Raw genomic sequence first — 23,428 nt, 5'->3', positions numbered from 1 at the left:
GAAAAAAGCTTATTCTCAAGCACTTTTCTTCTGACTATCCAAAATCAACCGAATTAATTCATCCCGGTTGATCAACATAACGTGATTTGATTTGGCCAGTTTTGCACAGTTTTTGTTTTCGACGATACATAAGAAATAAGGGAGTGAACAAAAAGATGGCACCTACCGCAATGACGGTTGTAAAGACGCTTTCGAGGGAATTCGTTTGGAAGTACGTAAAGGCGGCAATGAGGAAAAGAAGCATCATAGAAGACTCTTCATATAAACTCTTTTTTTCGTTTTTTCAATTTAAATAATCCTCTTTTTGGCATGATTTTAACACATATATAACCAAATGAGGAGATTAAAAAAGAAAAAGTCCAGAAATACGCCATTATTTCGAACGATCCAACCATACAGCAAAAACAGCCTATTCTATGAATTCTCTCAACTCATCTATCATAACAATCTCTTTCTCGTCATAACTTACAAGAAAAGCCTTAAAGAACGCTGGATCAAGGACAGAGAACGTACTCCAACAAAGCACCAAATTCAAACGGTATATCGGACCGTTTTCACCATTTCATAAAAAACACTCAATTCGACAAAAAAATTTTCCAAAACTATTAAACATTCCCGAAACAACCCCGATATAAACTATGTAAGCAAGAGAAGCAGGGCGGCCGACCTGATATTTTGCTAATAATTTCAACACTGTTCACAAGGACGTGAACAGCCACACTCAAGGAGGAACGACACAATGATTATCAATCATAATATCGCAGCACTTAACACGTATCGTCAGTTTGGTGCAGCCAACAAAGCACAAGGCGACTCAATGGAGAAATTATCTTCAGGTCTTCGTATCAACAAAGCTGGAGATGACGCTGCAGGTCTTGCTATCTCTGAGAAAATGCGTGGACAAATTCGTGGGTTAGACCAAGCATCTAAAAATGCTCAAGATGGTATTTCTTTGATTTCAACTGCTGAAGGCGCATTAAATGAAACTCATGACATTCTTCAACGTATGCGTGAATTATCGGTGCAATCTGGAAATGACACTAATACTGACCAAGATCGCAAAAATCTTCAAGATGAAATGACGCAGTTAACAAAAGAAATTGACCGTATTTCTAGTACAACTCAATTTAACACAAAAAATCTATTAGATGGTTCAATGGGGAAAGCAACTACTGCAGTTGCAAACATTAATAAAAGTGACGTCCTAGTTGCAAGTGCAGCAGCAGCAACATCAACATCACTTTTAACAGATTTAGAAGATAAAAATTCTAACGCATTAGGAATTGCAATTGGTGATAAAATCACTGTTTCTTATGTTAAAGATGGAACAACTACATCTACGGAAGTGACTGTAACTTCTACTAGTGATATTGCATCTTTGGCAGGCGTAATTACAGATGGCGCTCTTACTATGAGTAATGGTGCAGCAATTATTACTGCAGGTGCAGGTGGAACAGCTGGAGCTGTAAATGGTATTACTATTTCAGTTAAAGACTCTTCTGGAAATGTACGTACTTCTGCAACTAATGCATTGTCTAGCTTTGCTGAAACAACAGGGTCAAAAAATGCACGTACTGACGGTAGTGCAACTTTCCAAATTGGTGCTAATATCAATCAAAACTTAAACTTGGATATCAACGAGATGTCAGCGTCCGCTCTTGGAGTAAAAGATCTTCAGGCTCAAACCCAAGGTCAGGCTAACACTGCTATTAAAGTTATTGATACAGCTATTCAAAAGGTTTCCGCTGAACGATCTAAACTTGGATCTATCCAGAATCGTCTAGACCATACAATTAATAACTTAGGTACTTCTTCAGAAAACCTAACAGCTGCTGAATCTCGAATTCGTGACACAGATATGGCTAAAGAAATGATGCAACAAACAAAGAACTCTATCCTTTCTCAGGCTGCTCAAGCTATGTTAGCACAAGCGAATCAACAGCCACAAGGAGTACTTCAGCTATTAAGATAATAATTAACAAAAATAAATCTCCCAAGACAAATTGGGAGATTTATTTTTAGAAATATTTAGTTTGTGTTTAAAAATTCGGATAATAAGTATACTAACAAGACAATTTAATTTAAGGAGAAAGCAAATGGATTTGCTCAATAAAAACATAAATATTCTATCAACAAATCCTAACCACTGGATAGGGGAATATAAGGAAACTTTAAATAGTATTGACATTCTTGATAAAGACTCGATAGGAAATGAACAATTTATAATAAATAAAAAACTTTTTTCTATAAGTGATAAATTTGATGAAGAGCAGTGTCCGAATAACCTAAAAAGGGAACTTATATTTGTAATAGGATTATTTTCAGTAAATGAAATTAAGATGCTTTATCAAAACATGAGCAAAGAGTCTTTTCTTGTAATTTTAGAACCGAATAAATCATTTTTTAACTTTGTATTGTGTGAAAAAGATCTATCCATTTTTAAATCCTTAAATTTGATTCTTTTTGCTGATGATTTAATAAATCTACCGTTTTTTTTAGATAACTTATTTTCAACCAGTCTTATATATTATATAAAAAATATCCGTTTTTATTTCACTGAGTATTATCGGTTAGATTGTTTAGACACAAGTACCTTAATTATTAAAGAAATTAAGGAGACAATTAAATATAAAACAATAGTATATGGAAATTCTATAGAAGATAGTTTAACTGGATTTATGCATAATATAAAGAATAGTAAATACTTAATACAATCAAAAGATGTATCTTTACTAAAAAACACCTTTAAGAATATCCCAGCAGTCATTGTGGCAGCAGGTCCATCTTTAAATAAAAATATTCAAGAATTAAAGAAAATGAAAACAAAGGCCATAATTATTGCTGTTGATACAATTGCAAGCAGGCTTCATGATGAGGGAATTATACCTGATTTCATTTGTTCTATTGAACGCGAGAAAGAAACTTATACTTATTTCTATGAAGGTAAGAATTACAGTGAAGATACCACTCTTATTGGTCCCCTTTTGCTACATCCTAAAATATTCGAAGAATTTAAAGGCGATTTAGTAATTCCAATGCGAGAAAATGTTGGTGAATATATATGGCTACAGGATACATTTGGATTTTCAGGAGATAATTCGATAAGTATTGGACTCTCTTGTGCGCATGTTGCGTTTGGATTTGCTGAGCATATTGGGGCATCACCTATCGTTCTAGTTGGTCAAGATTTGGCTTTCGGTAGCTCAAAAGAAGAATCTCATGCTGAGGGAACAATTTATGATGAAAAGGAATTTACAAATAATACTTTCTCAACAATTAATGAAATAACAGTTGAAGGTTATTATGGAAATAATGTTCGATCTACGGATATATGGATGAGTTTCCGAAAATGGTTCGAGAAAGAAATAGTAGAAAAGAAATTAATTGTAATTAATGCTACTGAAGGTGGAGCTAAAATAGCAAATTCCATCCAGATGAGTTTAGTTAATGTTATTGAGGAGTATTGTTCAGAAACTAACATAATAGTAAAGGATGTACTTAATTCTATAAGTAGTTATCCTATTAATGAAGAGCAAATGAAACTTGCTTTAAGTCAGCAAAAGAATATCTTGCAAGAACTGAAAAATAAATTTGAAAAACAATTAAAAACAATTCAAAAGTTAAAGATAAATAACAATTCTACTAAAAAGGAATTATTGAAAGTACTGAATAAATTACAAATATCAGATCAATTATTTAAAATAGTAAATGAAAATTGGTTATTAAGGCATAATCTACAGCCAATATTAATGACAACAATTTGGAATTTATATAGTATTGATCAAGTACTTTCTGCTGAAAATTTAAATAGAAATAAAGAAATTCAACTAGAATTTCTTACAGTTGGTGTCTTTGTATTAAATGAATTGATTTTGATAATAGATCAATCTTTAATGAACTCAGTTTGAAACAATTAGGTGGGGTATAAATGAATAAAACAAATAAAATACTTGTAACAGGTGCTGATGGATTTATCGGTTCCCATTTAACAGAAGAACTGGTGAGACAAGGCTATGACATAAAGGCATTTGTATTCTATAACTCCTTTAATTCATGGGGCTGGCTAGATCAATCCCTTTATAAGAAAGAGTTTGAAGTTTTTGCTGGTGATATTAGAGATCCTTTTGGAGTAAAAGAAGCAATGAGAGATTGTAAAATGGTTTTACATTTGGCATCATTAATTGCGATTCCATATTCGTATCATTCACCGGACACATATGTGGACACGAACATTAAAGGGACACTAAACGTATTGCAGGCAGCTCGTGAGCTCGGTGTTTCTAAAGTTGTTCATACGTCGACCAGTGAAGTGTATGGAACGGCAATGTATGTGCCTATTAATGAAGATCATCCATTGCAGGGACAGTCACCATATTCTGCATCCAAAATCGGTGCCGATCAGATGGCATTATCCTTTTATCGTTCATTCGACACACCGGTTGCGGTGATTCGACCATTTAATACATACGGTCCGCGCCAGTCAGCTCGTGCGGTCATTCCAACGATTATTACGCAGTTGGCATCCGATAAGGAGAAGATTAAACTCGGCGCCTTGAGTCCGACGAGGGATTTTAACTATGTAAAGGATACAGTGAGCGGTTTTATTTCGATCATGAATAGCGAGAAGTCGATTGGTGAAGTGATCAATATCGGCAGCAACTATGAAATTTCGATTGGTGAAACAGCGGAAGTGATTGCGGAAGTAATGGGTAAAAAAATTGAGATAGAAACAGATGAAATTCGTCTACGTCCAGGCAAAAGTGAAGTGGAGCGGCTCTGGGCAGACAATCAAAAAGCGAAAGAACTACTTGGCTGGGTACCTTCATATGGAGGCGTGGAAGGTTTTAAACGTGGTATGAAAGAAACGGCGGACTGGTTCTCCAATCCGGTCAACTTATCTCAATACAAGGCAGATGTGTATAACATATGAGCGAACAGTGGAGTGACATCGCATGTGAAATAAAAGAGATATATGGAAATAAAGACTTTGTGCCGCTTCATGAGCCGACGTTTAACAAAAAAGAAATTGAATATGTGACAGACTGTATTCAAACGGGCTGGGTATCCTCAGTTGGTAAATATGTCGATCAGTTTGAACAACAGCTTGCGGAATATACAGGTGTCAAGCGGGCGGTTGCTGTTGTGAACGGTACTGCCGCTTTGCATATTGCGCTCAAGATTGCCGGTGTACAGGCGAATGATGAAGTGTTTATACCGGCGCTCACTTTTGTGGCGACGGCAAATGCCGTATCTTATTTAAACGCCATTCCACATTTCGTTGATGTGTCAGAAGAGACACTTGGATTAGATCCGATCAAGCTGGAAGAACATATTGAAGAAATTGGCGAAATGAAAAATGGACATTTGATTAACACGCAAACGGGGCGCATCATTCGTGCCGTTGTGCCAATGCATTCATTCGGTCACCCGGTCGATCTTGATCCATTAATAGAGGTGTGTAATCGTTACAACCTTGTTCTTGTCGAAGATGCAGCTGAATCACTTGGTTCTTATTATAAAGGAAGGCACACAGGTGGATTCGGACTTGTAGGTGCACTCAGCTTTAACGGAAATAAAATCATGACAACAGGCGGCGGTGGAGCGATATTAACGAATGATGAAAAGCTCGCTGATTACGCAAAGCATATCACAACGACTGCTAAGATCCCGCACCGATGGGAATATCGTCATGATGGGATTGGCTACAACTACCGGATGCCGAATATCAATGCGGCAATTGGATGCGCGCAACTTGAGAAAATGAATGAATTTTTGGTGTCAAAAAGAAATTTGACAAAGCAGTATCAGAAGTTGTTTGAAAAAGTGGAGGGTGTTCAGTTATTTACAGAGCCTTCATTTGGAACAAGTAATTACTGGCTGCAGACGATTTTGATTGATGAAAAACTGGATCGGAATGTAGCCCTAGATGTATTAAATAAAGAAGGGACAATGGCGAGACCCATTTGGACACCGCTGAACGAATTGGCGCCCTATTCAACTTGTCCTAAAGCGGACCTTTCCGTTACCAATCAATTGAATAAACGGGTGATTAACATACCATCGACTCCTTTGAAAGGAGAATATCATGGCTAAACGTAAAATATGTGTTGTGACCGGAACACGTGCGGAATATGGGTTGTTTTACTGGCTGATGAAAGAAATTCAGAAAGATGACGAATTGGAATTACAAGTCGTTGTGACAGGGATGCATTTGTCACCTGAATTTGGTCTAACCTATAGACAAATAGAAGAAGACGGTTTCTTAATCAATGAGAAAGTGGAAATTCTGTTGTCGTCAGATACAGCTGTTGGGATCTCAAAATCCATGGGGCTAGCGACGATCGGCTTTGTGGATGCGTTTGAGCGTTTAAAACCGGATTTATTAATTATTTTAGGTGATCGATTTGAAATGTTATCAGTCGCACAGGTAGCATTGATTAATGGAATACCAATTGCTCATTTGCATGGCGGTGAATTGACATACGGTGCATATGACGATTCGATTCGCCATTCGATTACAAAAATGGCGATATGGCATTTTACAAGTACAGAGGAACACCGAAAACGGGTCATTCAGCTTGGCGAAGTACCAGATCGTGTATGGAATGTAGGAGCATTAGGGATAGAGAACATTTTAAAGATACCACTTCTAACAAAAGAAGAACTGTACAAGGAGTTATCATTACAGCAAAATCGTCCGTTGTTCCTGATTACGTATCATCCTGAAACGAATGGAGAGACGGAGAGCATCCATGCCTTGCTCAATACACTGAAGGATTATCAAGATATGAATCTTGTTTTTACAAAAGCGAATACTGATAATGGTGGTCGTTTTATTAACGAAGAGATTGCAAAATATGTCCAACATCACGAAAATGCCTATTTGTTTGATTCACTCGGTCAGCTGCGTTATTTAAGTGCTGTGAAACATGCGAAAGCGGTTATAGGTAATTCTTCGAGCGGTTTAATTGAAGTACCATATTTACAGACTCCTACTGTTAATTGTGGCGATCGTCAGGCAGGAAGGGAGCGGCCGTCATCTGTGCTGGATGCGGAACTATCGGAGGAGTCTATTAAACAGGCAATTGATACGGCTTTACAATATTCAGGACCATATGAGCAAATCTTTGGAGATGGGCATGTATCCATAAAAATAATGAAGATCCTAAAAGGAATACCCTCCTATTCAATTCAGAAGGAGTTTTATGATCTATGAAAAAACCTACATACATTATTGCAGAAGCAGGCGTCAATCATAACGGATCATTCGACCTCGCTTGTGTACTCGTTGATGTCGCAAAAGAAGCAGGGGCTGACGTAATTAAATTTCAAACATTTAAAGCTCAGAATCTGGTGACAAAACAAGCGAAGCAAGCGGCATATCAGATCGAGAATATTGGGAAGGAAACGTCTCAGTTTGATATGCTGAAAAAATTGGAGCTTTCCTATGATGAATTTGTTCGCTTGAAAACGTATTGTGATAAAAAGAAAATTGAATTTTTATCGACACCTTTTGACCTTGAAAGTGTCGATTTTTTAGTAGATGAGATCGGGATTAAGACAGTGAAAATTCCGTCTGGCGAATTAACGAATGCACCGTTTATTCATTACATTGCAACGAAGCGAAAGCCTGTTATTTTGTCAACGGGCATGGCAACGATGGAAGATATTCATGAATCGTTGTCTTTTATCGCATATGGTTTAGCTCACCCATCGGGAAAAGTGAAAATTGATTCAGTTCGTGAATTTTATCATACTCCTGAAGCGAAAGAATGGTTGAAAGAGTATGTGACAGTGCTGCACTGTACAACAGAATACCCGGTCCCATTTTCAGATATCAATTTGACTGCAATGGATCAATTAAAAGAAGAGCTGAAGGTGAATATCGGACTGTCTGATCATTCAGAAGGGATCTATATTCCTGTTGCGGCGGTTGCACACGGCGCAACGATCATTGAAAAACATTTTACGATCAGCCGCTTGCTGCCGGGGCCGGATCACCGAGCATCTCTTGAACCAGAGGAGTTGATGGAAATGGTGAGGGCCATCCGCGTTGTGGAACAGTCTTTAGGAGATGGGCACAAAAAGCCGACGGCAAATGAGCAGCATAATCAATTGGCTGCCCGTAAAAGTTTGGTCGCCGCAAAATCCATTCGCAAAGGCGAAACATTTACAGAAAATCATTTAACTGTTAAGCGTCCGGGAAGCGGCATGGCACCCTCTATGTACTGGTCATTGATCGGCAAAATGGCTACACGAAATTATGAAGAAGATGAACTGATTCATGAATAAACCGGTTATTTTAATAGGAAATGGCGGTCATGCAGCGGTTTTAACAGAAATTTTACTAATGCAACATCGAACGATTATCGGTTTTACCGCACCCGAAAAACAAGATAATCGATTCGGCTTGTCTTATGTTGGAACAGATAATGTGATTGATTCTTACAGCAGTGAAAATGTTGAGCTAGTGCTTTGTTTAGGATCAGTCGATGTTTCAAGCATACGGGCAAACATATTTAATCATTATAAACGAAAAGGCTACAAGTTTACCTCAGTCATTCATGAAACAGCGGTCGTTTCTTCGTATGCGAATTTAGGAGAAGGCGTTCAAATTATGGCAGGCACAATTATTCAACCTTTTGCAAAAATTGCCGATAATACAATTATAAACACGTCTTCAAGCATTGATCATGACTGTTCTATTGGCGAAAATTGTCACATTGCGCCGGGTGTAGCACTTTCAGGGAATGTAACCGTTGGCGATTGCACCCATATCGGCACAGGATCGACCATTATTCAAGATATTCAAATTGGAAATTACGTATTAATTGGCGCCGGATCGCTTGTGCTAAAGTCGGTAAAAGATCATAGTAAAGTGTTTGGTGTGCCAGCAATAGAGAAGTAACTAATAATAACACGTGAGAAAAAGGAGTTTGAAAAATGCAAAGAAAAAATTTAATTGAAATGTACAAATTACCAGAGAATGTTCGTTACTGTAAAAAATGTACGGTATCTAATCAGCGTCCGCGTATTACGTTTGATGAGAATGGAGTCTGCAGTGCATGTAACTATGCTGAATATAAACGTCAAAAAATCGATTGGGACCAACGTGAAAAAGAGCTAGTCGCATTGTTGAATAAACACAGAAAAAGTGATGGTTCGTACGACGTTATTGTTCCATGCAGCGGTGGAAAGGACGGTTCATTTGTAGCCCATCAACTTAAATATAAATATGGCATGAACCCGCTTACGGTAACATGGGCTTCTCATATACCAACAGAGTTGGGTAGGGTAAATATGGATAATTTTATTGATAGTGGTTTTGACAACATATTAGGAACACCTAATGGAAAAGTGCATCGTTTAATGACTAAATTAGCATTTTTACATCTTGGAGACCCATTCCAACCTTTTATTTATGGACAAACGAACTTCCCTCTTAAAGTAGCTGTTCAGAATAATATTTCTTTAATCATGTATGGAGAAAATGGTGAAGTGGAGTACGGTGGAAATATGAAAAACGCCTTCCAACCTCATCGTGAAATTACTGACCATGATAAACTTTATTTTTCAGGGCTTCCACCTGAATTTTGGCTGAACCATGGTGTGTCAGAAAAAGACATTTATCCATATAAAGCCCCGTCCTTTGAAAAGATTAAAGCAAATAAAACTGAAGTTCAATTCTTTGGATATTATAAATTTTGGGACCCTAAAAAAAATTATGAGTATGCTGCTGAAAATACAGGATTTCAAGCTAGTAAAACTCGTTCTGAAGGAACATATACTAATTATGCGAGTTTAGATGATAAAATTGATGGCTTTCATTATTATTTAGCTTATATTAAATTTGGTAATGGAAGAGCCACATCGGATACAGCTCATGAGATTAGGGATGGGAAAATTACTAGAGAAGAAGGCGTAGCACTTGTTAAGCAATATGATGGAGAATTCCCAAAAGAATATTTCCAAGAATTCCTCGATTATTGTGACATTGCAGAAGAAGAGTTTTGGGAAGTGATCGACAGTTGGAGATCACCACATTTATGGGGAAAAGTAAATGGGGAATGGACATTGAAAAACACGGTTTATTAAAAAATAATGAATTTGAGCTGAATGCCTAACAGTAAGGAAGTGTAGATCAGAATGATTAGAAAAGACATACTGATTTCACCGCAAACTTCGATTATTGAAACAATGAAAATCATTGATCAATCTTCTTTGCAATTTGCGATAGTAGTTGATGAAAATGCAAAGTTACTTGGAACTGTAACAGATGGAGACATTCGTCGTGGAATTTTAAAAGGTTTACCTTTGGAAACAGCCATTGAAGAAGTGATGAATAATTCACCTGTATACGAAAGGGCAGGAAGAAAGCCTTTTTACTATAAAGAATTAATGAGAAAAAGACAGCTTAAGCAGCTGCCAATCTTGAATAAATCAAAGCAGGTTCTTAGAATTATTTTTTCCAATGAAATTGTTCAAGAGTTACACAAAGAGAATATAGTGATCTTAATGGCAGGAGGAATCGGAACCCGACTCCGGCCATTAACAGAGGGCATTCCAAAGCCGATGCTCAAAGTTGGAGATAAGCCTATTCTAGAAACCATTATTGAAAGCTTCAAAAACTTTGGTTTTAAGAATTTTATTTTATCGGTTAACTATAAAAAAGAAATTATTAAAGATTACTTTCAAGATGGGACACATCTTGGTGTGAATATTGAGTATATTGAAGAAAATAAACGTCTAGGTACAGCAGGAGCGCTATCACTTTTAACTGCAAGACCAGATGCCCCATTTTTTGTTATGAATGGTGATTTGTTGACGAAAATTAATTATGAGCAGCTTCTTGATTTTCATAGTGATACTAAATCAGCTGCGACAATGTGTGTACGGGAATATGAATATCAAGTTCCTTATGGTGTGATTGAGACGGAAAATCACCGCTTATTGTCAATTGTGGAGAAGCCTGTTCATAAAAGCTTTGTCAATGCGGGTATTTATGTTCTTAATCCAGACGCATTGCAATATATACCAAAGGGTGAATTCTATGATATGCCGGATCTTTTTAAGAAGATGATGGATCTGCAAGAAGAAGTGTCTGCTTTTCCGTTAAGAGAGTACTGGCTTGATATAGGACGAGTGGATGATTATGAGAAGGCAAATGGTGATTTTAGAGGGGTCTTTTTATGATTACTGAAAAAAAAGTGCTTGCTATTATTCCAGCCAGGGGCGGTTCAAAAGGCATTCCGCGTAAAAATGTAAGAGAGCTATCTGGAAAACCTCTCATTGCCTGGACGATTGAAGAAGCGAAAAAATCAAAATATATTGATCAACTCATTTTATCTTCAGAAGATCCTGAAATCATCGAGGTTGCAAAAAAGTACGGTTGTGATGTTCCCTTTATTCGCCCTGAACATCTTGCACAGGATGCAACACCGGGAATCGATCCAGTTCTTCATGCGCTGAATGAACTATCGGATTATAATTACGTTGTTTTGCTTCAGCCAACGTCACCGCTTCGGCTGTCAGAAGATATTAATGGGTGTATTGAAAAGATGCTGGAGATAGGAGCTCCGGCATGTGTCAGTGTGACAGAACCGGATAAATCACCTTATTGGATGTATACGATGCGAGAGAATGATCGAATGCAGCCTCTTATCCCACAGAAAGAGATAACAGTCCGACGACAGGATCTGCCCGCCGTTTATGCATTGAATGGAGCTGTATATGTGGCACAAACGGATTGGTTACTTGAAACTGAGTCATTTTTAACAAATGAAACAACTGCATTTATTATGCCAAAAAGCCGGTCATATGACATCGATACAGAAGAGGATTGGCTTTTGTGCGAATATATAAAGAGTAGTACTTCATAATCAAGATTTATATAAGACAAGGAGTATAATCTGTGGCAAAAGGCTACAAATTAACTTGGCCTGGACATCCAAATAATTATGACAATGGAAGTTCAATAGATTTAAAAATTTATTTTTCAGAGCCCGATGATGGGATGAACTATGAAGAAACTTAAACGGGTTCCGGTTCCGATTAACCAATCCCTTTACTGCCTATAGTAGGGCAGTAAAGGGATTGGTTGTTTTTTACATAACAAAGATGAACAATCTGGCTGTATGTCCAGCCGGAGCATTGCCGGATTTTATGGAGGAGAATCTGATTTTCTGGTGTTAACACGATTTGATAGCTTTTTTGGGATGCGTTTTTCTTTAACAAGGGCAATGATTGTTGATAAAACGTAATGAATGTTGATCTTTGCTGAAGCTCTGAAAGGATCATCGGAGCGCTTTGAAGCATATCGTTAATATCCATTGTCGGTTTGTGGAGCACGATATGATCGGGCAAGTAAATGGTTGTTCGTTTTGGTTTTATGATTGGTATTGTAATCGATACCATGAATCTTTTTCTGTTCATGCAAGGATGAATATAAGGTTCGACGATTTTTAAAAAGTAGTAGATTTGCGGCTGGTCGTATAAAATAAGCCGGCACTGGTTATCTGATTTGAATTGAAGAGAGAATTTTTGATAAATAATAGTTTGCAGTGCGGCTCGTTCTTTACTGGAAAAGCTATCTGTTGAGAGAATGATTTTCTTTGGTACAGAGTCAGCTATTTTTAAATGTCCGTCATCTTGATACCACCAGGCAAGTGCTTCTTCGTTTAAATGTTCTTTAATAAAGTTGAGCGGCAGCTGTTTCTTTCTGTTCTCATACCATAACGATTCCAAAAGTGTGATTTTTTTATCTGTTCGTGATTGAACAACAAAGCATTCTGTAAATCCGTCAGTGGTTCGCGGATCGATTACTTTTTTATAAGTTGGCGGATTGAGTGGTAAAAAGTCTTTTAATCGTTCATAACAATACGTGCTCCAGCCGAGATCTTCAATGCGGTGCATAAATTGAAAGCGTGGACGGCGGCCAGGCTGCTGAGTAATACATCCGTCACCTAATAGTTTTCCGGTTAATCTAGAATAGAATCGATGTTCAGCCATTTTCTATCCCGCCTTTTCAGCTTGATAAGTTTATTATAATTGATTTAGTGATCAGATACGAACTTTTGTTCTTTGAGATATTTGAAATGGATGAAAGAAATAGAGATAGTAAACCGGGGAGTTCTTTTACCGTATAGTCATAAATTCATATATAATGTGAGGAAGGATTAGCTAATATGATAGAGTCTTGGTTGTAACTCTTGTATGAAAAAAAGTCTGTTAACTAGGAGGAGACAAGATGGATAAAGACACCCACGATCAGAAAAGATTCCTGGAAAAACAGCTTCAATGGAGCAGAGAACAAGCTCTTATTTTAGAGGAAATTGATGTGCACCTTCATGAGATGAAAGAAATAGCGGAATATGCTGTTAACCATGAACTGACTCTGGATGAAATCGAGAAGCTAAATGGTCAATTAAATGAATTGAAAGATGTGATCCATTCGCTGGAACAGCAGTTGCAGCCTGTTATTCATTAAAAATCGAAAGGTGGTGTTTTCGTGGATATCGCATTAATGTCAATGGCGTTAAGCCAAGGACAAATTCAGCAGCAAGCGTCTCTATCCATCATGAAGAAAGTGATGGATCAAGCGGAAGGAAATGCGGCTTTCCTTAATAAGATGACGGGGGAGACAAATGTGCAAGCACTGCAGCACGTAGCTCAACCGCACTTAGGTGGGAACGTAGATATAAAAGGATAAAATCTTCTTGTCCATTTGTACAATGTAAGACTAAAGAGTTTCATTAGAGGATGAACAAAGGCAAGAGAGAATGACAAAAAGGGGCTGATGAGTCAGCCCTTTTGTTGTTTTAATCACTCTTCTTCTTTGTAAAATCGTTCCCCGGTTTCAGGATGAAAATAAACGACTAGTTTTTTCTTTGTGGTCGGATCAATGGAGATTTCTTTCGTTCTAATAAAGCCAGGAGGGACGTTTTGACCGTGTTTCTTTTTAAAGCGTCGATCCCATATAAACCAGGAGCCAATGATTAAGACAATGAGGAGCAGAAATTGCACACCGTAAAAGCCGAGAACCCATTCCATCTGTTTATGCCTGTTCCGCGATGACGGCTGTTCCGTAGGCCACGATTTCGCTCATGTTTTGACCGATTTCCCCGGAATCAAACCGCATCATGATAATCGCATTGGCGTCCATTGCTTTTGCGTTTTGTACCATTCGATCCATCGCCTGCTTCCGCGCATCTTCCAGCATCTCTGTATATTGATTAATTTCTCCGCCTACGAGCCCTTTTAATGAAGCGACAATATCTTTTCCTATGCCCCGCGCTCGCACCGTTAAACCAAAAACCGGTCCTTTTATTTCCGTTATTTTGTAGTTAGCAATATTTTCTGTCGTAACAATGATCATACGAACGTACACCCCGTTTACGAAATTTTTTTGTGTCTTTATTTCTTATTCTCCATGATCTTCTGTATACCTGTTATTTGCGACACATATGTAGTTGGACAGTGCTTTCTATTCGATTTTTTTTACTATTTCTAGGTAGTTGTTTTCAATGAACTCCAAATTTATAGGCTAGATGATTGATATACTGCCATCATTCGTCAAAATGCTACTCTTTCCGTTTTCTATAAAAATACGTATAATATGGATAAGTAGTTGTATTTAACCAGAAAACACGTTCACTAACGTGAGGTGTAGAAGGAGGGTGCTGTGCCATTTCTTCAATGTAAACATGACCGGTTGTTTTATATGATAGAGTCTTCTGGAGGAGAAGAGAAGGAAACGATGGTCATGATTCATACGAATGTAACGGATCATACGTTATTTGATGAGGTTGTTCCTTTTTTGAAGGAGCAGTACAATGTGCTACGCTATGATTTGCGAGGGTTGGGCCAGAGTGACGGCGGCGATGCGCTTTTCACGTACGAACAGTATGTAAGCGATTTACGGTTTCTTATTAGAGAGCTCGATTTGACGAGCGTTCATTTAGTAGGTTTTGGATTAGGTGCATTGATTGCGGCACGCTTTACAGCACTTTACGGTGAATGGGTACAAAAAGTAGTCCTCATTGCGATGCCATGTAATCCGCCGCATTTAATTGAAAAGGTGAGAAAGCATCGGAGGGAAATAAGCCGCTTCGGCACGGTTGTTCCGGTTGATTATATTATAGACATGTCGACGGTTTTACCGAAAGAGGACGCCCGTGTAGTGAAGCTGCGTGAGACCATATCCAAAACGCCTGTGTCTACCTATGCGCGGTTAATGGATTTATCGGTCAGTGCGACGCCGCTTACTGATTTACGTCAAATTCAGAAGCCTGTGCTGACTCTATCTGGGGATAAAGATTTGGTTTTTCCACCCCATTTTTTAGAAGCGAGTACGATGTACCTGCCCAACTTCCGGCATATGAGGATTGCCCATTCTTCAACGTTTACAGTCATCGATCAACCAGAAGTGACGGCCCAATTGATCCTTCATTTTTTACAGGAATCACAAGTAGAGAAAGAGGTATTGGACGACTTTTTAACATCAATGTATGAAGACGTTCGGCTGTATACGAAACAAGTGTATGACATAGGGATCGGAAAAGTAGATGAACGTTATCATAATGAGATTCATATTGATTTTTTATCTTCTTTTCATGTGCAAATTAATGGGAAAGTTGTGATGAACGGCTGGAATAAGCGGTTTGCGAAACAGCTGTTTCTGTATTTGGTTTTTCATCCATCGACGACGAGGGAAGCGATCTGTGACGTGATGTGGCCGGACATGCCGATTCAGCAGTCGAGAAAAAACTTACGTGTCTATTTATCGTATTTGAAAAGTTTAATCCAGATCGATAACAACAAAGAACCCATTTTATTAATGGATCGGGAGCATGTATACGTCAAAGCGCACATTTCGGGTGACTGGATTAAACTGAACGAAGCGCTGCAGCTCGCACTTCATGAATCCGATCATCTCAAGCGGTTCGAAGCATGTAAGAAAGTATTGGATCTAGTGCAAAACGTGCTGCCGATACGTCCGGTTCTCTACGATGACTGGTTTCTTGAGGTTCACGATCGAGTAGAGCTGCAGATAACGGATATTATACTCTGGATGGCAGACTGGTTATTTGAACATGAAGCAGCAGCAGCCATTGAACACATTCAGACGTATTTGCCGCTCATTCAAGATGAGTTTGCTTTACGTGACAAATTAGAAGAATTTCAAATTCGGTCTGCTCATGAAAAAAGTATGAAAGAATAAAAGGGCTGTCTAAAAATTAGAAACGGACATGGATAGTTCTTTTTATTGTGAAAACGGTGTTTGGAAAAAGCACCATATCGGTAAAAGAAGTAATAGTGGGTCGATTCTGTCGTATATAATCAAAGGATGTTTTGATTAAATGAAAGAGAGGTGTATACGTTGAAAAAGGTATTATTTATTTTAATGGCATTAGGTCTTTTACTTGGTTTAACAGCACCGCCGCAAACGGAAGCAGCAACGTATTCAGATGTGCCATCGACGCACTGGGCAGCAAAAGAGATTTCATATTTAAGCGACCTTGGTATTTTAAAGGGCGGCTCAAACGGCAAGTTTAATAAAGATGCGCCGGTAACGAAAGCGCAGGCAGCGGCGATTTTAGTACGAGCGAAGAAGTTATCTTTAGTGAATGTCCCAAATCCAGGATTTTCAGATGTACCGGTGACGCATCCGTTTTATAAAGAAATTGCGGCAGCTGTAAATGCGGGTTGGTTTTCAAAAGGAGCTTCGTTTCAGCCGGACAATCAGCTGAAGCGTATTGAGATGGCGAAGGTTACCCAGTTGGCATTTGGGATTACAGGATCAGTTCCAGTCGAGTGGGAGGATATGAGCCAAACGTATTCTGGTTATACGTATGTTACACCACTCCTTGCGAACGGGATTACGTCGGGCTATACAGCGACGAAGTTCAATCCGACAGCGAAAGTAACACGTGCCCAGTTTGCGGTATTTACAGCGCGGGCGATGAATACACAGTTTCGGATGAAAGTCGTGACGTATCCGAAAAAAGCAGCGAGTGATATTTTCTATCCACAGTTTGTGGATACAACAGGAATGAATCATTTTACGTATTTGAATGAATTTTATCAAGAAGAAGGACAGTCTCTCGTTAACTATCGAAATGAAATAATGGAGTTAGCGCAAGAAGATGATCAATTGGGTGAATATTATAGCTACGGTGTCTCTTATAAAGTACCACGTGCTGATTTGAGTTTTATCAGTGTCGTGTTTGATAGCTATCAATACACAGGTGGAGCTCATGGCTATGAGCAGCTATTCTCATACAACTATGATGTAAAGAATGACAGCTTCATTTCACTTGATGATCTCGCAACGAAAGCGAATTACGAGCAGGCGGTTATAAACCGAATAAATGCGATGAATGCTTCATACTATCCATATTTTGGCGGTCCAGAAAGCTTGGATGAACTACAATATCAGTTTTATATGACGCCTTCCGGATTTGTTATGTATTTAAATCCGTATGAATATGCGCCATACGCAGCAGGCATTCGGGAGTTCCAGATGCCGTATTCAATGATTCGATAATAGAAAAAGCCCTGATGTCTTATACATCAGGGCTTTTTCATGGTGGGCTTTCGCTAATTTTTACTTTTCGTACCCATTCCTTTAAATTGATTCATCAATTTTGTGCGGGACTTTTCGTTTCTGAGCAGATAAGCGGCGCCGGCGCCCAGTGCCAGTGTGGTCATCATTGTTTTATTGTTTTTCATCGTATACACACTCCTTGTTTAGTTGATCTTTGCCTGAACATTGTTCCCTTTTAACCCGAAAAATAAACGAAGAAACAAAGAGGGGGACAATAACATAAAGCCCCGACATGTTGAGATCGGGGCTTTTTCGTATGGAATAAGTTGGCGAAAGGATATTTCATTCGTTTTAAGGCGGCTTTGTGTTCGATGGATCAAGCGGATAGGATGTCGAAGATTTCTTTTCCATGTCATATTCCTACGGATAACTGAATAGGAAAAATTTTTAAAAAAATCTTAAATAATCAGTCGAAACTTTGTTGGTTATGGTACAATTTTACTACTAAATAACCTTGTTTAGCCTAGAAAGGATAATAATGTGGCAACTAAAGATTAAGGAGAAAGGAATCGATGTTATAGGCGACACGGTGAATGCAGTGGATGTTGCGAAAGGTGCAGCATCGGATGATAGATTGGGGGACTAGAGAATGTTGAAAAAGAAGGTGGAATTTCCGGATGGAGAAGTGCATAAAGTAACATTTCCGGTCATTTCTCCGATTAAACCTATTGGAAATTTATAAGTTTAATCAATAGATATAGTATGGAAAATGTAGTTGAAGGGGCGGCAGGTATGAAAAAGACGAAAAGTATTGCATCGAAATTGTCGATGCTTATTATTAGTTTGTTTTTAATTTTGTTTACAGTGTATGCGATGGTGACGAATGTAATGCTGTACAACAAGAGTATGGATGATGCTGAGGCATATGCAGTAAAAAACACGGAGTTGTCGGCTGCAAAAATAGGGGAGCATTTTGATGAGACGACCGAATTGTTGCAGACGATGAAAACGACGATGGAGTCAATGCAGGCAGATGGGAAATTAACAGCAGCATCTGCACTTAATATTTTGCAGGCGAATTTTGTGGAAAATGATTATTTATTCAGTATGGGGCTCGTTCTTGAAAACGGAACGGTGCCAATTGAGCCGGATGTGGATAAAGCACTTATTGATTCAGAAAAGCGATTTATGCCTTATGTGTATAAAGAGGAAAGTGATATTGAGATTGAAAGGGTAACTGGGTATGATGACGGAAGTGACTGGAGCTCGATTCCGAAAAACGAACAGCGGGCTGTATTGACCGAGGCGTATGAGTATGAGGTGGACGGTAAATTGATTAATTTATCGACTATTTCGATGCCGTTAACCTCTCGAGATGGAACATATCTAGGTGTCATTGCAGCAGACTTTTCGCTTGAGTTTATGGAAGAGCTTGTTAAGAGCGGAGCGCCGGATGGAGGTTTTGGCCGCATTATTACAGACCAAGGCTTCATTGTGGCGGACAGTATGGATGAGAATCAGATTAAGAAGAATATTGATGAAACAATAGACTGGGGTCGCATTAAACCGGTCATTGATGAAGGGAAAGAGTCGACGCTTTATGTCGATTCACAGGTTTTAGGTGAACGTTCGTTTAATGTATTTGCACCGGTGCAAGTAGACGGTATTGATGAGAAATGGTCTGTGCAGACGTCGGTCCCAAAATCAAGTATTCTGGCCGCGTTTAAACAGACGATTGTCGTGACGGTTATTGCGGCGATTGTGATGATTTTGATGATGGCTGTGGCGACGCTTTGGTTTATTCACCGCCAGCTGAAGCCGCTCACGTTTTTGCGTTCGTCTATTGAAACAGCGGCAACGGGTGATTTGACGCAAAAAGTAGACAAGAATTATCTTAAGAATGATGAAATTGGTGCAGTCGCATTTGCCTTTAACGATATGCTTGGAAAAGTGAGCAGCGTCATTCAAACGGTGCGTGATTCGACTTTGCATTTGAATCGGTCATCGAAAGATGTCCACCACGTTTTTGAAGAAGTGGTCGCGTCGAGCCATGAAGTGGCGGCGGCGGTGGATGAAATTGCACAAGGAGCTTCGAAACAGTCAGAGGATACGGAGGACACGGGGAATCAGATTGCTGGGTTGTCCGAGCGGATTGATGTGTTGTCTATGTTATCGGCTGATATGAATAAGTTGTCGCATCAGGCAGGCGAGTCTACGCAGCAAGGCATGTCCGAGGTGTCATTGCTTCGAGAGCGTAATGAGGCGGCGAATGATATGAACATACGTGTAAAAGATCAGATGCAAGGGCTATCTGCAAAGATTTCCGACATTGAAACGGTGATCGAATCGATTCACGGGATTACAGCACAGACGAATTTGCTAGCCTTGAATGCGTCGATTGAAGCAGCACGTGCAGGTGAGCATGGACGAGGATTTGCGGTTGTAGCGGCGGAAGTTCGAAAGCTGGCCGAACAGTCGCGTATGGAGACGGATGTGATCCAAAAAACAGTGCAGGATATTTTGGCGGCATCGAAACAAACATCGGTTGTGATTGAAGAGAATATGGTGCTGATGGATGGACAAAATGAGTCGGTGTCGAATACGGAGTCGGCGTTTATAAAGCAGGCTGAGATTGCCGGCCAGATCGGTGAATCGGTGAATGAATTGACATTGAAATTGCAGGAAATGATCGGGCAGAAGGAGCAGGCGGTGCTGGCGATTCAAAGTGTGTCAGCCATTTCTGAAGAAACAGCTGCATCGGCCGAGGAGGTAAGCGCATCCGCAACTGGACAGCAAGTCGAGCTTGAACGTATCGCAAAAGCAACGGAGGAAATGAATGAAATTGCTAGCGAGCTAAAAGAAGTAGTTGACCGGTTTAACGTGTAAGCTAAACAACTTTTGCTATGGTGAATGACTAAAACAGCCTATTTTTTGTACAATGACGGAATGTGACGGCATTCAGTTGTCAAAAGAGCGTACGGGCAGCGAAAGCAAGATAGAAAAGGTAAAGCAATGCCTGCTGAAAAGCACGTATAAAATAAAAACGAGAGAACATCTAAAAATAGTAGATGATCTCTCGTTTTTTATTATATAAACAAGCTAAGTATCAATACAACGCCAAGACCAACAATCGAGTTCGTGAACAAGAGGAGGCCCCACGTTTTGAATGTTTCTTTAATGGATAAGTTAAAGTACTCTTTAAATAACCAGAAAGAAGCATCGTTTACGTGTGTGATTGTGTTACTTCCGGCTGCTGTTGCTAATACCATTAAGACAGGGTTTACATCGAACGTGTCGATAAGGGGACCAACAATACCGGCTGCTGTAATGGCCGATACGACCCCTGTCCCTGTTGCAATACGAAGCATGGCGGTAATGACCCAAGCCATAATTAATGGGGAAACGCTTGTATTTTGCATCATAGCTGCGATAGTGTCGCCAACGCCAGAATCTAAAATGATTTGTTTGAAAGCACCACCGGCACCAACGATAAAGACGATCATGGCAATGCTTTCAATCGCACCAGAGAACGAATTCATAATTTCTGGCATTGTACGGCCTACGCGAAGACCAAATATGTAAATAGCTACTAATACAGCAATGATTAAACTAATTTCCGCACTTCCGAAAAAGTTTACGATTTGATGGACGGTTGAACCTTCTTCGATAAAGTAATTAATAATGGTTGCAGCTGTAATGATGAGAGCCGGGATTAAGGGAACGATTAAACTAGCTGCAAATCCTGGCATTTCTTCATCTGTAAATTCTTTTGATTTTTTCAATAGCGGTGGAACGGGACGATCGAGGTTACGCAATAATCTTGGTAAAATAATACCGGCACAAATAACAGAAGGGATGACAACAACAAGTCCTAATATATACACCATACCCATGTCCGCACCGTATGCATCAACAAGTGCTACAGGACCTGGCTGCGGCGGGAAAATACTATGCGCCATTGTCGCGGACGCAACCATTGTAATACCTAGACGCAAATAGGGAATTTTTGCTTCAATAGCGATACTAATAACAAGTGGAGCTAAAATGATAAAGGCTACTTCATAAAAAACGGAAATACCGAAGATAGCACCGACGATTAAGATGGCCCATTCAACATTTTTTACACCAAATTTGTTTAAGAGTGTCGTTGCTACACGCTGAGCGGCACCCGAATCCACCATCAATTTACCTAGTACGGCACCAAAACCGATAATGATTGCTAAGCTTCCAAGAGTTCCCCCAAAGCCTGCTTTTAAAGAAGCGATGACATCAGGTAATGTCAGGCCGTTTAAAATACCTACAAAAATGGCTGAGATTAAAAGAGCAAGGACACTGTTTAGCTTCACTTTCATGTTCAAGAATAGAAGCAAAGCGACTCCAAGTGCTACCCAAATAATCGGTAAGTAATTTGTGATCCAATCCATATTAATTTCCTCCTTTAGCTTAGATATAATAGAAATAAATAGTAAAGCGCTTACTTATTCTGCCTAATGATTGTATGTACGTGACATATTTCCTGCACATCACTTATATGATTTACAGAAAAATGACAAACAAACCAAATTTAATGCTTTCCTTTTTTTGTTTGTTTACTAAATAAACAAACAACAATAAAAACATCTTAACGAATAAGATAAGTGCAGTCAATTAAAAGTTTTTAAAAAGAGTATTGAGAAAAGTAAGAAAATAGTGTCAATTTTGAATTGTCGTTAAATGCCTATAATGATAGTATAAAAGTATGGGGATGAAAGGGTGGATTTAGATGAAAAAGAAAAAAAGTATTGCGCGGAAGTTATCAATCCTTATTATTGGTCTATTTTTACTATTGTTTATGGTGTATGCGGCTGTGACAAATGTAATGCTATATAACAAAAGCATTGACGATGCGGAATCGTATGCGATTAAAAATACACAGCTGTCGGCTGCAAAAATTGGTGACCGTTTTGAGGAAACGGCAGAAATGCTGCGAACGATGAAAATGATGGTTGAGTCGATGCAGGGAGACGGGAAGTTAACAGCGGCATCTGCACTCCATACGTTGCAGACGACTTTTGCCGGAAATGAACATTTATTCGGTTTAGGGATCGTTCTTGAAAGCGGAACAGTGCCGATTGAACCGAATTTGGATAAGACGCTTATTGATTCAAGAAAGCGTTTTCTCCCCTATATGTACAAAGGGGAGAGTGGGGTTCAGATTGAAGGATTGAAAGGATATGGAAAAGAAGGAGATTGGAACTTAATTCCAATAAACGAAAAGCGGCCTGTATTGACCGAAGCATATGAATACGAGTTAGACGGTAAAATGATCAATCTGGTGTCTACTTCAATGCCGCTGATCGCTTCAGATGGAACGTTTTTAGGTGTCATTGTAGCAGACTTTTCAATTGAGTTTATGGAAAAACTTATTGAAAGCGGAGCACCAGAAAAAGGTTTTAGCCGTATTATTTCAGATCAAGGCGTCATTATGGCTGATAGTATGGATAAAAATCAGATGGGGACGAGTATTGATAAAACAATAGATTGGGACCGCATTAAGCCAGTCCTTGATGAAGGAAAAGAGTCGGCGCTTTATATCGATTCACAGGCTCTTGGTGAACGTTCATTTAATGTGTTTGAACCGGTGCTGATAGACGGTATTGATGAGAAATGGTCTGTGCAAACAGCGGTGCCAAAATCAAATATTCTGGCCGCATTTAAACAAACGATGATCGTGACGGTTATTGCGGCGATTGTGATGATTTTGATGATGGCTGTGGCGACGCTTTGGTTTATTCATCGTCAGCTAAGACCTCTTCGCTTTTTGCAGTCATCGATTGAAACAGCGGCAACGGGTGATTTAACAGAAAAAGTAGATACCGGGCATCTTCAGAACGATGAAATTGG

Annotated in this window: 22 protein-coding genes and 1 pseudogene; 18 read left to right on the top strand and 5 right to left on the bottom strand. The window is 39.1% G+C overall.

The annotated features are described in order from the left end of the window. The first annotated feature begins 739 nt into the window (after window positions 1-739). The 11 genes from A3M5_RS0115230 to A3M5_RS26475 all read left to right on the top strand — a co-directional run bounded on the left by A3M5_RS0115230 (window position 740) and on the right by A3M5_RS26475 (window position 12,034). Complete coding sequence (locus A3M5_RS0115230) at window positions 740-1,972, top strand: flagellin N-terminal helical domain-containing protein (protein WP_018394641.1); 1,233 nt, start codon at window positions 740-742, stop codon at window positions 1,970-1,972. A gap of 124 nt (window positions 1,973-2,096) precedes the next feature. Continuing rightward, window positions 2,097-3,908 carry a motility associated factor glycosyltransferase family protein gene (locus tag A3M5_RS0115225; protein ID WP_018394640.1) on the top strand — a complete coding sequence of 604 codons (1,812 nt, stop codon included), beginning with the start codon at window positions 2,097-2,099 and terminating at the stop codon, window positions 3,906-3,908. 20 nt (window positions 3,909-3,928) lie between these two features. Further along, window positions 3,929-4,930, top strand: coding sequence for an NAD-dependent 4,6-dehydratase LegB (locus tag A3M5_RS0115220; protein WP_018394639.1), 1,002 nt, complete (start codon window positions 3,929-3,931; stop codon window positions 4,928-4,930). Continuing rightward, window positions 4,927-6,093: a LegC family aminotransferase gene (locus A3M5_RS0115215; protein ID WP_018394638.1), complete on the top strand. Its 1,167-nt coding sequence runs from the start codon at window positions 4,927-4,929 to the stop codon at window positions 6,091-6,093. Before A3M5_RS0115220 ends, A3M5_RS0115215 begins: the two co-directional genes overlap by 4 nt. Next, on the top strand, window positions 6,086-7,216 hold the full coding sequence (gene neuC / locus A3M5_RS0115210; protein ID WP_018394637.1) for a UDP-N-acetylglucosamine 2-epimerase: 1,131 nt from the start codon (window positions 6,086-6,088) through the stop codon (window positions 7,214-7,216). Before A3M5_RS0115215 ends, neuC begins: the two co-directional genes overlap by 8 nt. After that, window positions 7,213-8,292 (top strand): N-acetylneuraminate synthase, encoded by a 1,080-nt coding sequence (gene neuB, locus A3M5_RS0115205; RefSeq protein WP_018394636.1) that lies wholly within the window; start codon window positions 7,213-7,215, stop codon window positions 8,290-8,292. The genes neuC and neuB overlap by 4 nt, the downstream gene beginning before the upstream one ends. After that, window positions 8,285-8,908, top strand: a complete 624-nt coding sequence (locus tag A3M5_RS0115200) for an acetyltransferase (protein ID WP_018394635.1) — start codon at window positions 8,285-8,287, stop codon at window positions 8,906-8,908. The genes neuB and A3M5_RS0115200 overlap by 8 nt, the downstream gene beginning before the upstream one ends. Window positions 8,909-8,943: 35 nt before the next feature. Next, window positions 8,944-10,095, top strand: a complete 1,152-nt coding sequence (locus tag A3M5_RS0115195) for an N-acetyl sugar amidotransferase (RefSeq protein WP_018394634.1) — start codon at window positions 8,944-8,946, stop codon at window positions 10,093-10,095. 51 nt (window positions 10,096-10,146) lie between these two features. Further along, a complete protein-coding gene (locus tag A3M5_RS0115190) occupies window positions 10,147-11,193 on the top strand; it encodes a nucleotidyltransferase family protein (protein ID WP_018394633.1) in 1,047 nt (348 codons plus the stop codon). Beyond that, complete coding sequence (locus tag A3M5_RS0115185; protein WP_018394632.1) at window positions 11,190-11,879, top strand: acylneuraminate cytidylyltransferase family protein; 690 nt, start codon at window positions 11,190-11,192, stop codon at window positions 11,877-11,879. Before A3M5_RS0115190 ends, A3M5_RS0115185 begins: the two co-directional genes overlap by 4 nt. Before the next feature lie 32 nt (window positions 11,880-11,911). Then, a complete protein-coding gene (locus A3M5_RS26475) occupies window positions 11,912-12,034 on the top strand; it encodes a hypothetical protein (protein WP_018394631.1) in 123 nt (40 codons plus the stop codon). A gap of 17 nt (window positions 12,035-12,051) precedes the next feature. Here A3M5_RS26475 and A3M5_RS23105 read toward each other — a convergent pair whose 3' ends face one another. Next, entirely contained in the window at window positions 12,052-13,008 is a 957-nt protein-coding gene (locus tag A3M5_RS23105) for a hypothetical protein (RefSeq protein ID WP_018394630.1), read from the bottom strand. A 238-nt stretch (window positions 13,009-13,246) separates the two neighbouring features. Here A3M5_RS23105 and A3M5_RS0115170 point away from each other — a divergent pair, with 238 nt between their 5' ends. Beyond that, entirely contained in the window at window positions 13,247-13,486 is a 240-nt protein-coding gene (locus A3M5_RS0115170; RefSeq protein WP_018394629.1) for a hypothetical protein, read from the top strand. Between the two features lie 21 nt (window positions 13,487-13,507). Then, entirely contained in the window at window positions 13,508-13,708 is a 201-nt protein-coding gene (locus A3M5_RS0115165; RefSeq protein ID WP_018394628.1) for a YjfB family protein, read from the top strand. 113 nt (window positions 13,709-13,821) lie between these two features. Here the strand turns inward: A3M5_RS0115165 and A3M5_RS0115160 are convergent, their stop codons facing one another. Next, window positions 13,822-14,049 carry a hypothetical protein gene (locus A3M5_RS0115160; protein WP_018394627.1) on the bottom strand — a complete coding sequence of 76 codons (228 nt, stop codon included), beginning with the start codon at window positions 14,047-14,049 and terminating at the stop codon, window positions 13,822-13,824. Window positions 14,050-14,053: 4 nt separating this feature from the next. Then, window positions 14,054-14,374, bottom strand: a complete 321-nt coding sequence (locus A3M5_RS0115155; protein WP_018394626.1) for a YbjQ family protein — start codon at window positions 14,372-14,374, stop codon at window positions 14,054-14,056. A gap of 306 nt (window positions 14,375-14,680) precedes the next feature. On the opposite strand from A3M5_RS0115155, the gene A3M5_RS0115150 reads away from it, so the two are divergent. Further along, window positions 14,681-16,219, top strand: coding sequence for an alpha/beta hydrolase (locus tag A3M5_RS0115150; protein ID WP_018394625.1), 1,539 nt, complete (start codon window positions 14,681-14,683; stop codon window positions 16,217-16,219). A gap of 159 nt (window positions 16,220-16,378) precedes the next feature. Further along, window positions 16,379-17,545: an S-layer homology domain-containing protein gene (locus tag A3M5_RS23840; protein ID WP_018394624.1), complete on the top strand. Its 1,167-nt coding sequence runs from the start codon at window positions 16,379-16,381 to the stop codon at window positions 17,543-17,545. A gap of 53 nt (window positions 17,546-17,598) precedes the next feature. Here the strand turns inward: A3M5_RS23840 and A3M5_RS26470 are convergent, their stop codons facing one another. Next, complete coding sequence (locus A3M5_RS26470) at window positions 17,599-17,730, bottom strand: hypothetical protein (protein WP_018394623.1); 132 nt, start codon at window positions 17,728-17,730, stop codon at window positions 17,599-17,601. Window positions 17,731-18,307: 577 nt separating this feature from the next. On the opposite strand from A3M5_RS26470, the pseudogene A3M5_RS26885 reads away from it, so the two are divergent. Continuing rightward, window positions 18,308-19,483 (top strand): annotated as a pseudogene (locus A3M5_RS26885) (methyl-accepting chemotaxis protein); the annotation flags it as partial. Beyond that, complete coding sequence (locus A3M5_RS26880; RefSeq protein ID WP_502685421.1) at window positions 19,484-20,431, top strand: methyl-accepting chemotaxis protein; 948 nt, start codon at window positions 19,484-19,486, stop codon at window positions 20,429-20,431. Between the two features lie 200 nt (window positions 20,432-20,631). On the opposite strand, the gene A3M5_RS0115115 is transcribed toward A3M5_RS26880, so the two are convergent. Continuing rightward, window positions 20,632-21,969 carry a gluconate:H+ symporter gene (locus tag A3M5_RS0115115; RefSeq protein WP_018394619.1) on the bottom strand — a complete coding sequence of 446 codons (1,338 nt, stop codon included), beginning with the start codon at window positions 21,967-21,969 and terminating at the stop codon, window positions 20,632-20,634. 338 nt (window positions 21,970-22,307) lie between these two features. On the opposite strand from A3M5_RS0115115, the gene A3M5_RS26200 reads away from it, so the two are divergent. Further along, window positions 22,308-23,428 (top strand): PDC sensor domain-containing protein (locus A3M5_RS26200; protein WP_034298671.1); only part of this gene is annotated, 1,121 nt, incomplete at its 3' end.

Source organism: Bacillus sp. 37MA, from assembly GCF_000372765.1.
Lineage (GTDB): Bacteria > Bacillota > Bacilli > Bacillales > Domibacillaceae > Domibacillus > Domibacillus aminovorans.
Note: the sequence above shows the minus strand (reverse complement) of the source record. Positions and strands in the feature narration are given on the sequence as shown.